Genomic DNA, 14,483 nt, shown 5'->3' with positions numbered 1-14,483 from the left:
TCCGTCGGCGTCGGCTTCCTGCCCGTCTCCGGCGCCGCCGCGGGCCTCGGCACCGTCGCCACCGGGGCCGCCGTGTCCGTACTCGCCGCCACTGCCGCCTTCGTCCAGCCCAGGACAGGGCGCGCCCTCGACGCCGGGCGCCTGACCACACGCACCGGACTGCTCACCGGACTTGTCATCACCGCTGCCGGCCTCGCGGCCGCCATGCTGCCCGGCCTGGTGGGCGTCCTGCTTGCCGCCGCCCTCATCGGAACCGGCACCGGCCTGATCACCCCGCTCGGCTTCGCCGCCCTGGCGGCCTCCACCGCGGAGGAACGCATGGGCCAGACCATGGGCTCGGCCGAGCTGGGCCGCGAACTCGGTGACGCCGGTGGCCCTCTGCTCGTCGCCGCCGTCGCCACCGTCTCGACCCTCACCTTCGGCTACGCCGCCCTCGCCGTCCTGCTGGCGGCAGGACCACTACTGGCTCTCGCGCTCCGCCCCCGCACGACGCAGGCCGCGAAGTAGTCCCGGACGGGCGGTCGTCGCCGGCACCGGATGGCCGCTGGGGGAGTGGAGCGTCGCGAGTACCGGTTCCATGCTCCTCCGGCTTCGGTGACCGGGCGGGTGGCCACCGAGCCCGCTGTCTCCCGAGGTCTCAGGGCTTGTGGTACTTCCCCGTGGCGGGATCAGTGACCCAGGTCGCACGCGCCGGGTCGATGTTGATGGCCGTCCCGTGCTGTGTGCACGCGTCGATCATCGGGGCGAGGAACAGGGTGTCGAAGTCCGTCTGGGTCACCGCGCCCGCGGTGATGGCGGCCTCCATGTAGTGGTAGACGTTCTCCAGTTGCTCGGAGCGGGGCGTGGTGTTGCCCGAGGCGGTGGTGTTCACGTCGAGGCCGCTGCCCGGGTCGTCGGACCTGTCCTCGGGCCGGGGACCGATGCGGAAGTTTGCCGGGAGGTTCTTGAGCGCCTTGTCGGTGTTGGGCGAGGCGAACGCCGCCGGAGCCAGGGGCGCCAGATCCGTCGTGATCTGCAGGACCTGGGACGGGCTCAGCAGGGCGAGGAACGGCTGGAAGAGCGACTTGGGAATGATGTGGTGCAGCGTGTCCACCAACGGATCGCCGGGGTGGCCGGCCTTCACGGCGGCGAGCTCGGTGCTCGTCGACCCCAGCTTCCAGTCCTTGGCCTTGGCGCGCTGCACGACCCCGGACCCGCCGCAGCCGGTCGGGCCGCACCCGTCGCCGTGCTCGTGGCGACTGCGCTGGACCATGGCGGTGACCGCGGCGTTGCCCGCCGTGCGCTGCAGGGCGAGCATCGCCTCGCTCACGGACGCCCCGCCTGCGGGCGCCCCGCCGCGCCGGGTGCCGCGCCGCGACCGCGCCTGGGCGTACTCCGCCTCCGACGAAGCCTGTGCGTGCATGCGTCCCCTCCTCTGCCGGCCCACATGATCAGGGGCACAGCTCGACGCCGGAAAGCGCTGCCGGGGCAAGGACGGGGCAACGTCGCTTCCCCCGAGCACCCGGGACGTCACGGTCGGCTTCACCACCAGGCCGGTGTGCGTCACCGGGGCAGTGGATGCGGCGGTCGACATCGGGACCGAGCGCGCGGGGCTCGCCAAGGCATGGGCCGCACCCCTTGATACGGCGCCTTCGCCCACCGTGAGATGGTCGCTGTCATGACCATTGGCACGCCGCGCGGCGAGGTGGTACTCGAGACGAGCCGCCTGGTGCTCAGACCCTGGAGGGTGGCCGAGGCTGTCGTCCAGCGGGAGTTGTGGACCGAACGCGACCCACGAGTGCCACCGCACCGCCGGATCGACGCGGAAGGACACCCCACGGTCGCGGAGCTCGAGGATTCGATCCGCACCGACCAACTGTGGTCGACCGGGTTGCTGGCGATCGAGCGGAAGGCCTCTCGAGACGTCATCGGCTACTGCGGGCTGGTCGACAGCGGGCGAGGACCGGCAGGCGAACCGGAACTGGCATTCGAGCTGCTACGCCGAGTGTGGGGTCAGGGGTATGCGACCGAGGCGTCGTTGGCCGTTCTGGACCGGGCGAGATCGTCCGGATACGCACGTCTGTGGGCCACGGTCTGGGACTGGAACACCGCTTCGCGCCGCGTGCTGGCCAAGGTCGGGTTCACCGAGACCGAGCTGAAGGAAGTGGACGCGGAGCGTGGGACCACCCTGTTCACCACGCGACAGCTCTGACGGACCGATGTCCGGTCCTGCGGACGACTCCGTGCAGTGCCGGCACGCACCCGGCCGGGACCGTACCCGCGCGATGGGCCAACTGCCGCAAGGGGAACCGATTCGGCGTGCCCGTTCGGGGGACGAAGCGCCTACCGCCCTCCAGGCCGGGGGAGCACCGCACTGTCCTGATCCCGGCAGAGAGAGATCACTGTGAAGCGTCACTCCTTCACGACGGCCGCCGGTGCCGTCTGCAGCGCCGTCGCACTCCTTGTGGTGACCCCCGGCACGGCCTCCGCGGCAGCCGGCCAGTTCCGCTACACCTACACCACCACCGAGGGCTACGACGCCGTCGGCTTCCTGAACAACCCGCCCAGCGGTACATGCGTCAACGTGCAAGGGCCGGCATCGGAGCCGGGCTCGCCCAGCCGGGCACCCAGCAACCAGACGGACGCCACCGCGACCGTCTTCCTCGACGCCGACTGCCAGGGCGCGACCTACACCCTGCGTCCAGGGGCACGAGCATCCGAACGCCTGCTCCTGCGGTCGGTCCTCTTCTCCTGAGACGACCGTTCCGCCTGAGACGACCGTGACCCACACCCTCATGCAGGTCACCGTCATGCAGGTCACCCCGGTGCCCACGGTGACGAGGGCGAGGCGCGAGCACGCTGATCGACGGCTACGCGGTGCCCTCGTCATCGGCCCGCGTGGTCAGGCCGCGGGGGCCTCCTCGGCCTGACCACGCGGGCACGTCCGGTCACAGCGGCACCTGCACCGCCTCCGGCACCGACACCGGCAGGTCAGCCCGCACTGCTCGCCGTCGTCGCGACGGCGGCGAACTGCGGGGCCGTGCTGTCGTAGGGCGATCCGGTCAGGTCACCGAGGACGTCGACGTCGGCGAAACCGGCTTCCTTCAACTCACCGATCAGCTCCTGCGGGGTGAAGTAGCGAACCCAGTTGAAGTAGGTCTTCCTGCCGTCGGCCTGGAAGATCTCGTACTTGTCCAGCGACACGTGCTCGCGCTCGTACCGGTAGGTGTTGTGGAAGCCGAAATAGGGCCGGGCGGACCAGAATCCGTCCATGAGGGACGGCGCGTAGGTCGCCTGCTCCCGCACGTGGGCGAACGCGGATGCGGAGTCGACGTCGAAGACGAAGGAACCGCCTGCGTCGAGGTGCTCGCGGACCGTACGGAGGAGCGCCTGCCGGCCGTTCGGGGGCAGCGCACCGTAGTCACGCATGACCAGGATGATCAGGTCGTATCGAGCGTCGTCACGGTAGGTGAGGTAGTCCTGGCGCAGATGGCGGACGGACAGGCCCTCGGCGCGCGCCAGTGACGTGGCGTGGTCGAGCGAGCGGGAGGAAAGATCCAGCCCGGTGACGGACGCACCGGTACGGGCGAGGCGCGTGGTGTAGAGGCCGGGGCCGCAACCGAAATCCGCGACGCGCAGGCCAGTGCCGACACCGAAGCGGTTGATGATCCAGGCCACGATCCGCTCCACGTACTCCGCCCGGTAGGAGGACAGATCGACGTGCGGGTCGAGGTGAGCGCGGAGCATCCGCTCGGAAATGTGCGGGTCGGTCCACAGGTCCGGGGTGGTCACCTCCGCGTAGACGGCGGGGCGGGCGTTGATGGCTGCGAGCTCTTCGTACATGAGGCACTTCCGGGGGTCATGTGGCGGTGGAGAAGGGCCGGCATGCCGCGTGCGACAGGGGGACTCCCGCAACGCTGTCGCGGGGGTACTGGGTGTCCGCCAAGGACGACTGCGCCAAGGACGACTGCGCCGAGGACGACTGCGCCGAGGACGGCGCGGGGGCGCCTGCTGGTCACGGCATGCCGATGAGGCAGTCCGGGATCCGCGTGCCCATCGGGCACGGAGGGGCCGGCGGACTGCCGGGGCACGGGAACTTCAGACTCACTGGCGCATGGAAGCAACCATAGGCGCATCCACGACCGGCTCCGCTCGAGCGCGTCCTTGTTTTGCAAACCTACCTATCGATAGGTAGGTTTTAGGCATGAGCAACGCCGCCACCCCATCCATCCGTGCCGTCGGGCTCGGCCGGGACTTCGCCGAGCGCACCGCGGTGCACCGGCTCGACCTGGAAGTGAACCCCGGAGAGGTCTACGGGCTGCTCGGCCCCAACGGCTCGGGCAAGAGCACCACCGTCCGGATGCTCACCACGATGCTCCGCCCCTCCCTGGGTACCGCCCAGGTCGCCGGGGCCGACATCACCCGTGACCCCGCAACGGTCCGCCGCCGCACCGGGGTCGTCCTCCAGGGCACCGCACTCGACCCCCTCATGTCCGCCCGGGAGCTGCTGCGCCTGCAAGGACGGCTCCAGTCGCTCACCGCCCGGCAGGCCCGCGTACGCTGCGCCGAGCTGCTGACCGCCTTCGACGCACAGGAGTTCGCCGACACCCCGGTGGGCAAGCTCAGCGGGGGCCAGCGCCGCCGGGTCGATCTCGCCGTCGCGCTGGTGCAGCGCCCGGACGTCCTCTTCCTGGACGAACCCACCACAGGGCTCGACCCGGCCAGCCGCCGGGGCCTGTGGGACGAGATCCGCGCACTGTCCGCCCACCACGGCGTCACCGTCCTGCTGACCACCCAGTACCTGGAAGAGGCCGACCAGCTCTGCGACCGCGTCGGCATCCTCCGCGCCGGACGCCTCATCGCCTCCGCCGCCCCGCACGCCCTCAAGGAGGAGGCAGGCGACCGTGTCCTGACCCTGCGCTTCCGCGACGCCTCCGCCGCCGGCCAGGCCCGGGAGCTGCTCACCGCCAGGGGCGAGCAGCTGGACGCGGCCGGAGCCGCCCCTCACGCGGTGAGCCTCCGGCTCACCCGTCCCGGAGTCGAGGGGGAGACGCTGCTCACCCTGGCTTCCGCCGGCCTGCACGCCGAATCCCTGACCGTCGACGAACCCAGCCTGGAAGACGTCTTCCTCCGTCTGGCCCTCACACCGGAAGGCGCCACCGCCGCATGAGCACGACCACCGCCGCCGCCGTCATCGGCCCCGCGGGCCAGCCCGCCGAACCGAAGTCGTGGGCGGTTCTGGGGCCGTTGACCGCCCGTTCGCTCAAGTCCTGTCTCCGTACGCCCGCCCTGCTCCTGTCACCGCTGCTCACGAGCGCGTTCTTCCTGATCATCTACGAGGGGCAGCTGTCGTCGGTCACGGCCGCGATCTCTCCCGGCGGCCGCTACGTCGACGTGGTGCTGCCCTTGTGCCTGCTCACCACCGCCTTCACCGGCGGCGCCACCGCGGGGCAGCTGCTGGTGAACGACATCGGCTCGGGCTATCACGCACGTCTCTGGCTCACCCCGGTCGGCCGGTGGACGCTCATCACCGCCCCCGTCCTGGCCGGCGTCGTCGTCCTGACCGCTCAGGCTGCCGCACTCACCGGACTCGGTTTGCTGCTCGGCCTGAGTCCCGTCTCCGGGCCCCTCGCTCTCCTGGCCCTCATCGGCGCCACCGTCCTGCTGGGGACCGGGTTCCTGCTGCTGGCCGCCGCGGTCGGCCTCCACACCGGCAACAGCTCGGCCGTCGGCTCCGTGACCCTTGTCTTCTTCCCGCTCTCCTTCTTCACCGCCACCTTCGTCCCGCGTGACCAGCTCGGCGGCTGGATGGCCCACGCGGCCGACATCAATCCGCTCACCCCGCCGCTGGACGCGATGCGCAGCCTGCTCACCGCACCCTGGAACGAGCAGGACCTGCTGCCGGGCGTCCTCGTCGCTGTCGTCATCCTGGTGGTGGGCGCTGCCGCGGCCCACCTCGCCCTGATCCGCCGTACCCGTACAGGAGTCTGACCGTCATGCCCCGCCAGACCGACACCCGCGCCCGTGCCCGCGACGAGTTCGCCCGCCGGCTCACCGACTACGGCTACCTCGGCGTCTCCCTCGACGACATCGCCAGAGCCGTCGACGTGAAGAAGGCCAGCCTCTACCACCACTTCCCCGGCGGAAAGCCCGCCCTGTTCATGGAGGTGGCCGACCACTACACCAAGGAAGCCTCGGCCCTCCTCCAGAGCGCACTCGCCACCCCCGGCACCCTGCGCGACAAGCTCCTGGCCCTCGCCGCCTCCTACGCCGAGGGCACCTACAACTCCGCGCTCAGCAACCAGATCTACTACGCGATCCGTCACCTCGAGGACGACCAGCGCGCCGAGGTCTCCCAGGCGTACGTGCGCGGCCTCATCCAGCCCGTCACCGACCTCATGGCCCAGGCGGTGGCCACGGGCGAGCTGCGGGAAGCCGATCCCGGGTTCCTCGCCACCGCCTTCCTGGAGCTGGCCGCCACCGTCCACCCCCCGGAGGACGACTCCACCCCGGGCTCCGCCGACCGCCTGGCCCAGGACGTCGTCGACCTCTTCCTGCGAGGAGCCGCCCCGGACACTCCCTGAGAGACCGGGGCGCCGGGAGCGGTCCCGAAGCGGGCGAAGCGCGCCGGGCCCGGGCTTTCGTCCGGGCCCGGCGCCCTTCGCCGCGGCGGATGCGCGAGGCCCCGGGCTGCCGTCAGCGGATGCCGAGGGCGACGATCTGGGTGATCGCCTCCTGGGCGAAGTTGTCGTCGCTGACGAGGATCAGCAGCCGTTCGCCGGAGGGCAGGTCCGGCCCCCACGTCATGCCCTCGGTGTTGTCGACCGCGGAGAGGCCCAGGGTGTCGAAGTCCGCGACGAGCTTCTTGCGCATCGGTGTGACGGCCTGCCCGGCCAGCGCCTCCGTCTCCCGCACGTCGGTCGCCCCACGCGTGGTGGCGTCGAAGAGACGGATCTTGTAGCCCGCGCCGGCGACCCAGGTGCGTTCGAGCACGAGATAGCGGTTGGGCTGGTCGGGGAAGGCGAGGATCGACGGGACTCCGGTGTCCGGTCCCCAGGGGCTGTCGGGGTCGTTCTCGGCGAAGATCTTCTCCAGCGGGTAGGCGAACTGCCCGAGCACCCGGCCGTCGCGGTTCTGCTGGGTGACGCGGACCAGCGCGCCCTTGTTCACGTCGGGTTCCGGGCCGTCCTGGAGGAGCGGGCCCTCGATCGCGCTGGTCACCACCTTGCCCTTGGAGTCGAAGGTGATCGCCTCGATCGCCTGGTTCCGGCGTGGGCCGCGCTCTTCCATGGTGATCTCGTAGTTGGCCGGCAGCCGCAGCTGCCCCAGGTGACCGCCGGTGGTGGAGGCGTGCTGGATGGACGGCTGGAGGACCGGCGGGCCGGCCACCTTGGGCCGGTCGCCCTCCTGCGCCCACCAGTAGGTGCAGCTGCGCGGGTCGACCCGGATCTCCTCCGGGTCGACGGCCTTGCCGTCGCCCAGGGTCGGGGCCGGATAGACCGAGCCGTCGGGCTGGCGGAAGGAGTGGGTGCCGGTGAAGTCGACGGCGTGCACCCCCTTGGCGTCCACGTCCAGCCTGGCCGTGTAGAAACGGGCGGGCTGGAGGTAGGAGCGGTCGTCGCTGATGAACACGTACTCGCCGGTGCACGGGTTGCGGTCGATGCCGGAGAGTCCGCCGACCGTGGTGTCCTGGTGGGCGAGCTTGTGCGGAACGGTCTTTTCGCCGAGAAGCCGGGCCTGTACGGCGCGCCCCGCCCCCTGTCCGGGATCGCCCGGTTGCGCGGTGGCCACCGCGGGGGTCAGGGTCGAGGCCAGGAGCAGGGCTGCGGCGCACGCGCGGCGCGTCAGGGAAGAACTCACCAAATGATCTTCGCCCGTTTTGAGCTGATGCGCAGTCACCCGATCGGGTATGACCGTCGGATGCCCGCCTTGCCCGCGCGTCGTCGTCGCGTTCGTCTTTCCAGAAGGCCGCCGATCTCCTCGAGACGGTCTGCTGCCCCGGGGGTATTGGTGCGGACCCCTGGACATGGGGGAAGAGGTCACGATCGCCACGGTTCAGTGGGGCAGTCCCAGTTCGCCCGCACGCAGCCCGGCCTGGAAGCGCGAGCCGGCCTCGAGTTCGGCCATCAGCCCGGCCACACGCCGCCGGTAGGTGCGCAGCGAGACGCCGAGTCGTCTGGCCGCCGCTTCGTCGGTGAGGCCCGAAGCGAGGGCTTCGAGGATCGCGCGGCCGTCGGCATCGAGGTGCGGGACGTCCGTGCGCAGATACGTCTCGAGATCGACGGCGGCGTCCCAGATCGCCCGGATGAGCGCGTGCACGCCGTCGACCAGGACCGGTGACGTCGTCACGACGTACTCCCGTCCGGTGGGGGTCTCCTGACCGGCGAGGATCATCACCCGTCGGTCGATGAGGATGGTCTCGTGCGGCAGAGGCGAACGGCTGATCCGCACGAGAGCGCCCCTGCCGCGTACCAGCCGCAGGTGCGCGCGGGCCTCCTCGTCGGCCAGTGCCACCGGGCTGAGCAGCTTGCGAGGGGTGACGGCAGCAGGACCCGCCGCCCGCAGCCGATTCCGGACCGCGGCCCTGGTTCCCGGTTGTGACCAGGTCCTGAGGTCCCGGGCGGCGCACAGGAAATCGGTTCGCACGGACGCGAAGAGATGACCTGCGCGCGCGATCAGCTCCGCGTCCCCTCGCACCGAGAACACCTCGTCGCTCCGCATGGCGTCAGTCTGGCAGCAAGTTGCCACGAACTCGCCGGGAGTCGCGTCGGCGGACACGATGAGCGGCATGACGAGCAAGACGTTCTCCCTCGGCGCCGAACTGACGATCAATCGACTGGGCTTCGGCGCGATGCGCCTGGCGATGGGGACCTTCGCCGGTCCGGCGCGGGATCCCGGGACGGGCATGGCGGTGCTCCGCCGTGCCGTGGAGCTGGGTGTGAACCACATCGACACGGCCGGCTTCTACGGCAGGGACGCGGTGTGGGCCAACGAACTGATCCGTACGGCCTTGACCCCCTACCGGGACGACCTGGTGATCGCGACGAAGGTGGGGCCGTTACCCGGACCGAACGGTGTGCCGAGCGGGCAGGCGACGGCCGATCAACTGCGCGGCCTGATCGAGGCGGAGCTGCGCAGCCTTGGACTCGACCGGCTCGACCTGGTCTATCTGCGGGTGGGCGGGATGACCGGGCCGGGGCATGAGCCGATCACCGCACGGTTCGCGGTCCTGGCGGAGCTTCGCACGGAGGGGCTGATCCGGCACTTGGGCGTCAGCAACGTCGACGCCGCCCAGCTCGCCGAGGCCCGGGCGATCGCCCCGGTCGCGGCCGTGCAGAACCGGCACACCAGCGGGGCGGAGCTGCTGGCGGAGTGCGAGGAGGCGGGCATCGCGTACGTGCCCTACTTCCCCCTCGGCGGCGGTGTCGGCAGCAGCCCGCTCGACGCCGAACGGCTCCGCAAGGTCGCGGCCCGGCTGGGCGCGACCACGGCGCAGGTCGCGATCGCCTCGTTGCTGATGCTGTCCCCGACGGTACTGGCGATCCCCGGTACCGGTTCACTCGCCCACCTGGAGGAGAACCTCGCAGCACACGACCTCGCACTCGGCGACGAGGACCTCGCAGACCTACGTGGCTAGGCGGTTTCGCCTGCGTCAGTCGGTCGTCGGCCCGTGTGTGCCGTTGAGCGATGCGCGGTGGGCGAGGACCGAGCTCGGGCTGGGTTCAGTCGCCTCCGCCGAAGTCGCCGCTGTCCGAGCCGCCTCCGCCGTCATGGGCGTCCCGCTCGGCCGCGTCGTCGAGGTCCTGCCGAGGTGCCGTGCGGCCGCTCCGGCTGAGGCTGTCCGCTGGGTGTGAGCTTGTTGTCCTGGGTGGTGTGCGCCGGTCGGGCGGGGTGGACGAGCTGACGACGGACACCCGGTGGCGGGTGTGGCTGTCCTCGTCGGCCAGGGCCCGGGTGACGGAGGCGCGGCAGTGACGGGTGAACCGGGCCCAGGGGCGGGACATCCTGGAGGGCCAGATCGCCGCGAGGGCGGCCAGCGCGGCCCACAGCGGTATCCAGGCGGTCGTCCACAGGCCCGGGCCCACGGAGGGCAGCCCGGGTACCGGACACCGCGCGATCATCGCGTGCAGGGACAGGCCGAACGCCGTGACGAGGGCGGCCGTCAGCGAGGGGGTGCGGTAGGGGCCGAACTCGCTGCGCAGCGGCGGGCGACGTGACCGGAGGACCTTGCGGAACCGCGCGAAACGGGAGTCCTCCAGCAGCTCGTACACCGTGGCGCCCTTGTGCCGGCGCAGGGTCGTCACCAGCGCTGCCCGTACCGGGTCCTTCTGCGTACCGAGGCGTCCGCGCGGCACGGTGATCCGGCCCGCCTCGTCGACCTCGGCGTCGCCGGCCAGGATCAGCAGGCGGACGGCCACCTCCGCGGCGTAGCCCTGCTGTTGTGGCGACGCGCCGTCCCACGGGGCGCCGAGCCACCACGCCGCCCGGATCGGATCCACGCCCGCTGCGAGGACGTCCTTCAGAAACGTGCGCTCGTCCCGTGTGCGCCGCCACCAGGTCGCGTACAGCGCCGCGTTGACTCCTGCGAAGGCGAGCAGCCAGCCCGTGGCGATCCATGCCATGCCGCCGCTCATGACAGGGAACCCGCCGTCCCGCTCGATGGGTATGACACCGGACACCGCCCCCTCCCGCCGGCCGCCTGCCTCCTCCCCGGGTCGGCCGTCAACTGCCTTCCGCGGCAGCCTACTTGGCGAACGTGCCCGAGTGGAGGGCAGGTGATCGACGGGCTTCTGTACTTTTGCCGCAGCAGGTCCAGGCCGCGGCCGACGCCGCAGGCGAGGTCGACCGGGACAGGGCGAGATGCCCTGGCAGAGCCTGGCCGCCGCATGGTGGAGGCGGGGCGGGAGGCGCGGCCCGCGCCGCTCGCGAGGTCACCCGTCTCCTGCCCGCGGCCGGGTCGGTCAGTGGTCCGGGGTCGCCATCGCGTCGCGGAGGGCGGCGACCTCTGCCTCCAGCTCCGCGAAGTGCCGAGGGGGTCCGTTTTCCACAGTCGGGTGGTAACTGCCCTGCTCGAGCGCGGTCAGGCGCTCGGTGAGGCGCGTCAGCTCCGCCTCGTGGCCGAACCCGCTCGCGCCCCCGCGCCGCAGAGACTCGAGGTCCCGACGAGCCGCCTCCAGCGCAGCGTGAATTCGCCCACGCACCGGGCGCAACTTCTCGGGCAGCTCCTCCAGCTTCCCGCGCAGCCCTTGGAGGGCGGACAGCAGCGCCTCCGCCTCCCCGAACACTTCCCGCAGCGCGCTCATCCCGTCGTCGAACTCGCTTTGCAGGGTCGCCATCTCCCGTGCGTCCACCCGCCGGTCGGCGGCCGCGGCGCGGGCCAGGTCCTGGAACGTCCGGTGTTGGCGCTTGGCCTCGTCCTCGGCGCGGTCGAAGGTGCGCTTCGCGTCGTCGAGGAGGGTCTCCACGATGCCGCGGGGGACCCCGTCGCCGCGACCGAGCAGCGCGGCGACCCGCTTGACCTCGTCGTCCAGCCTGTCCAGCAGGCGGTCGACGTTCCGCCGCTCCTCGCCCAGTTCGTCGACCATCCCCTGAACGGTCCGGAGACCTTCCTTGCGCCGCCCCCACATACGCGTCCACCCCTCCCGAAAGCAACCACAATCGTCGCGATCATACGTTCGAGAGGGGTGGAGGTGCGGGTCTTCCGGTGGAGCCGGCGGGTTGGTGCGTCCCGCGCCGGCAGGGAGGCTCGTGCTGCCGTCGACAAGGGGCGGCGTGCCTGGAAGAGCATGCGGCAGGCGATGGAGGAGGAGCTGCAGCACCGGGGACTTCTCGACTAGTAGTACTTCGTTACGTTGAGTGATCTCGGCTGGTGGTGGGCAGCCTCCCAGGGTGAAGCTGGGGGAAGTGGAACGGCTCCGGGGCGAGTTGACGGAGTTCGTTGCCGATGTGTTCGGGTCGCTGCCGCGGCGGGATCAGCGGCGGTGGGGCGAGTGTTATCTGCGGGGCCTGATGCTCGACGGTCGGCGGAAGTCGGTCCAGCCGATGGCGGAGCGTCTGCCGGACGGGAACATGCAGGCCCTGCAGCAGTTCGTGAATCAGTCGCCGTGGGATCCGCTGCCGGTGCGGCGGCGGATCGCCGAGCGGCTGACCGAAGTGATCACGCCTGAGGTGTGGGTCATCGACGACGTGTCGTTCCCCAAGTGCGGCAAGTCGTCGGCCGGGGTCGCTCGGCAGTACTGCGGCGCGGTCGGCAAGCGGGCGAACTGCCAGGTCGCGGTCAGCGTCCACGCCGCGACGGACACGGCGTCCTGCCCGCTGGAGTGGCAGTTGTATCTGCCGCGGGAGTGGACGGACGAGCCGGACCGGTGCCGCCGGGCAGGAGTACCCGACGACGTCACCCACCAGGAGGAGTGGCGGATCGCGCTCGGCCTGCTCGACACGCTTGCCGAGTGGAGGTTGCAGGCGCCGGTGGTGGTCGCTGATGCCGGCTACGGGGTCAGCACCCCGTTCCGGGTCGGTCTGGAGGAGCGGGGGCTGTCCTACGTCCTGGCCCTGACCGGCAAGGAAGTCGCCACCCAGCGAACGTCACGCCGCACCGGCCTGCCTACGGCGGGCTCGGGCCGCCGACGCTGCCCCGCTACCGCACCCCACCACGTGCCGTCTCTGCCCTCGCGGCCGAGGCGGGTGAGGGCCGGTTCGCCGAGGTGACCTGGCGGCAGGGCAGCAAAGGAGCGATGACCTCACGATTTGCGGCCCTGACCGTCCGCCCGGCGGGCAAGCAGTCTTTGGCCGCAGCCCAGGAGGCAGGCGGCGGCCGCAACCACTGGAACGGAGTCCTGCCCACGGCGACACTCCTGGTCGAGTGGCCGGACGGTCAGGGCGCCCCGACGGCCTACTGGATATCGAACCTGCCGGCTTCGACCCCGATCACAGAGCTGGTGCGGTGGGCGAAGATGCGCTGGCGGATCGAGCACGACTACCGCGAACTCAAGCACGGCCTCGGCCTGGACCACTTCGAGGGCCGCACTTGGCGCGGCTGGCACCACCACGTCACCCTCGTCACCGCTGCCCAGGCATTCCTCACCCTCAGGCGGCACGACCCAAAAGTCCCCACGCCGGCCTGACCCTCTACCAGGTCCTCGACGTTCTACAGGACCTGCTGAGGTGCTGGACCGGTGCCTGCACCACCTGCGGACGCCCACTGCCCAGCCGACGAAGCCGCCGCAGACAGCGCAGAACCTAACGAAGTACTACTAGGACCTGTCCGGGCGATCAAGTTCGTAGCCAGATGGCAAGAGCTGCCGCGGTCGCGGTGCCGAGGTAGACGTAGCCGCGCTTGTCGTAGCGTGTGGCGACCGCCCGGAACTGTTGCAGGCGGTTGATCGCTCGCTCGACAGTGTTGCGCATTCTGTAGCGGCCCTCGTCGAAGCCGGGTGCACGCCCGCCGCGTGAGCCTTTGCGTAGGCGGGCGGCCTGGCTATCGGTCTTCTCCGGGATCGTGTGCCGGATTCCCCGTCGCCGCAGGTACTCGCGGATGAGGCCGTTGCTGTAGGCCCTGTCGGCCGCAAGGCTGTCTGGCTTCTTGCGTGGCCGTCCCAGGCCAGGTCTGGGCACTCGGTCTTCTCCAGGACCGGCCTGAACTGGGTGCAGTCCGCCCGCTGACCTGGTGTGACGACCAGGGACAGTGGGCGGCAGCGACCGTCCGGGCTCAGGTGGAGCTTGCTGGTGAACCCGCCGCGCGAGCGGCCCAGGCCCTCGCCTCCCGCACCACCTCCACCAGGCGGGCGACCAGGCTCTGCCACGGCGTCTCGTCCTGGTGTTCCACCTCGTCGGCCCCCTTTGACACGGGTGCCGGTGGCGGGTCGGTGCGGGCGCCGGCCGCGTGCTGATGCGCCCGGACGATGGTGGAGTCGACAGAGATGTTCCAGTCGATCTCGCCCGCCGCGTCGGCTGCGGCCTGGACCTGCTGGAGCAGTCGCTCCCACGTGCCGTCAGCGGACCAGAGCCGGTGGCGCTCATAAACGGTTTTCCACGGGCCGAACCGTTCGGGCAGGTCACGCCACTGAACCTCGGTTCGCACCCGGTACAGAATCCCGTCGATCACCTGCCGGTGATCCCGCCACCTGCCACAACGCCGGTTGCTGACCGGCGGGAACGGCCGCAGTCGTTCCCACTCGGCATCCGTCAGATCACCCCGCCCCACGTCCGAACTAACGCCCTGGCGGCGGAGCAGTCACTCGGTCAGGCTCCCGGGTGCCGAGACATGCCAGAATCAGCGGATGGTGCTTGAAGGAGAGTTCTTCCTTGCTGAAGACGACGAGCCAGCAGTGCGGGTAGGGCCGCGCAAGAGCCATGATTTTCCTGCCGTGCTGTGTGACGGCAGGGACTGCTGCAGGGTTGGGTGACATCTGAACCTGGCTTGCCGTCAGGCGGCCTGGAAGGATGAAGCAATGCCCAAGCCGTATCCCCAGGAGTTCCGCGAGGACGTCGTGCGGGTCGCGCGC

16 protein-coding genes and 1 pseudogene are annotated in these 14,483 nt (G+C 70.9%); 9 read left to right on the top strand and 8 right to left on the bottom strand.

Annotation, left to right across the window (positions count from 1 at the left end):
- Positions 1-507 (top strand): MFS transporter (locus HW445_RS05875; RefSeq protein WP_374939607.1); only part of this gene is annotated, 507 nt, incomplete at its 5' end.
- A gap of 130 nt (positions 508-637) precedes the next feature.
- On the opposite strand, the gene HW445_RS05870 is transcribed toward HW445_RS05875, so the two are convergent.
- The gene (locus HW445_RS05870; protein WP_180219958.1) at positions 638-1,402 is read right to left on the bottom strand and encodes a hypothetical protein; all 765 of its coding nucleotides are present in this window, start codon (positions 1,400-1,402) and stop codon (positions 638-640) included.
- Positions 1,403-1,657: 255 nt separating this feature from the next.
- Here HW445_RS05870 and HW445_RS05865 point away from each other — a divergent pair, with 255 nt between their 5' ends.
- Entirely contained in the window at positions 1,658-2,191 is a 534-nt protein-coding gene (locus HW445_RS05865; RefSeq protein WP_180219957.1) for a GNAT family N-acetyltransferase, read from the top strand.
- Between the two features lie 252 nt (positions 2,192-2,443).
- Positions 2,444-2,734: a hypothetical protein gene (locus HW445_RS05860; protein WP_180219960.1), complete on the top strand. Its 291-nt coding sequence runs from the start codon at positions 2,444-2,446 to the stop codon at positions 2,732-2,734.
- Positions 2,735-2,970: 236 nt separating this feature from the next.
- Here HW445_RS05860 and HW445_RS05855 read toward each other — a convergent pair whose 3' ends face one another.
- Positions 2,971-3,822 (bottom strand): cyclopropane-fatty-acyl-phospholipid synthase family protein, encoded by an 852-nt coding sequence (locus HW445_RS05855; protein WP_180219956.1) that lies wholly within the window; start codon positions 3,820-3,822, stop codon positions 2,971-2,973.
- Positions 3,823-4,183: 361 nt separating this feature from the next.
- On the opposite strand from HW445_RS05855, the gene HW445_RS05850 reads away from it, so the two are divergent.
- From HW445_RS05850 to HW445_RS05840, 3 genes are read left to right on the top strand one after another with little or no spacing between them, the layout of a single operon-like run.
- A complete protein-coding gene (locus HW445_RS05850) occupies positions 4,184-5,149 on the top strand; it encodes an ATP-binding cassette domain-containing protein (RefSeq protein WP_180219955.1) in 966 nt (321 codons plus the stop codon).
- On the top strand, positions 5,146-5,970 hold the full coding sequence (locus tag HW445_RS05845) for an ABC transporter permease (RefSeq protein WP_180219954.1): 825 nt from the start codon (positions 5,146-5,148) through the stop codon (positions 5,968-5,970). Before HW445_RS05850 ends, HW445_RS05845 begins: the two co-directional genes overlap by 4 nt.
- Positions 5,971-5,975: 5 nt before the next feature.
- On the top strand, positions 5,976-6,563 hold the full coding sequence (locus tag HW445_RS05840; RefSeq protein WP_180219953.1) for a TetR/AcrR family transcriptional regulator: 588 nt from the start codon (positions 5,976-5,978) through the stop codon (positions 6,561-6,563).
- Positions 6,564-6,675: 112 nt separating this feature from the next.
- Here the strand turns inward: HW445_RS05840 and HW445_RS05835 are convergent, their stop codons facing one another.
- Entirely contained in the window at positions 6,676-7,839 is a 1,164-nt protein-coding gene (locus tag HW445_RS05835) for an esterase-like activity of phytase family protein (protein ID WP_308798402.1), read from the bottom strand.
- A 195-nt stretch (positions 7,840-8,034) separates the two neighbouring features.
- Complete coding sequence (locus HW445_RS05830) at positions 8,035-8,700, bottom strand: response regulator transcription factor (RefSeq protein WP_180219952.1); 666 nt, start codon at positions 8,698-8,700, stop codon at positions 8,035-8,037.
- A gap of 67 nt (positions 8,701-8,767) precedes the next feature.
- Between HW445_RS05830 and HW445_RS05825 the strand changes: the two genes are divergently transcribed.
- The gene (locus HW445_RS05825; protein WP_180219951.1) at positions 8,768-9,616 is read left to right on the top strand and encodes an oxidoreductase; all 849 of its coding nucleotides are present in this window, start codon (positions 8,768-8,770) and stop codon (positions 9,614-9,616) included.
- A gap of 85 nt (positions 9,617-9,701) precedes the next feature.
- Here the strand turns inward: HW445_RS05825 and HW445_RS05820 are convergent, their stop codons facing one another.
- Both HW445_RS05820 and HW445_RS05815 read right to left on the bottom strand, forming a co-directional pair.
- Positions 9,702-10,601, bottom strand: coding sequence for a hypothetical protein (locus HW445_RS05820; protein WP_180219950.1), 900 nt, complete (start codon positions 10,599-10,601; stop codon positions 9,702-9,704).
- Between the two features lie 339 nt (positions 10,602-10,940).
- A complete protein-coding gene (locus HW445_RS05815) occupies positions 10,941-11,564 on the bottom strand; it encodes a hypothetical protein (protein ID WP_180219949.1) in 624 nt (207 codons plus the stop codon).
- 304 nt (positions 11,565-11,868) lie between these two features.
- On the opposite strand from HW445_RS05815, the gene HW445_RS05810 reads away from it, so the two are divergent.
- Positions 11,869-12,687: an IS701 family transposase gene (locus HW445_RS05810; protein ID WP_308798400.1), complete on the top strand. Its 819-nt coding sequence runs from the start codon at positions 11,869-11,871 to the stop codon at positions 12,685-12,687.
- Positions 12,688-12,713: 26 nt separating this feature from the next.
- A complete protein-coding gene (locus HW445_RS33330) occupies positions 12,714-13,103 on the top strand; it encodes a transposase (RefSeq protein WP_257230866.1) in 390 nt (129 codons plus the stop codon).
- 148 nt (positions 13,104-13,251) lie between these two features.
- Here the strand turns inward: HW445_RS33330 and HW445_RS05805 are convergent.
- Positions 13,252-14,182, bottom strand: a pseudogene (locus HW445_RS05805) (IS5 family transposase).
- A 7-nt stretch (positions 14,183-14,189) separates the two neighbouring features.
- Positions 14,190-14,483, bottom strand: a 294-nt coding sequence (locus tag HW445_RS32730) for a hypothetical protein (protein WP_218956617.1), incomplete at its 5' end; no start/stop codon positions are given.

Origin of the sequence: Streptomyces sp. UH6, from assembly GCF_013421635.1 — a bacterium.
Taxonomy (GTDB): domain Bacteria; phylum Actinomycetota; class Actinomycetes; order Streptomycetales; family Streptomycetaceae; genus Streptomyces; species Streptomyces abyssomicinicus.
The sequence above is the reverse complement of the archived record's forward strand: the minus strand, read 5'-3'. Positions and strand labels throughout refer to the sequence as shown.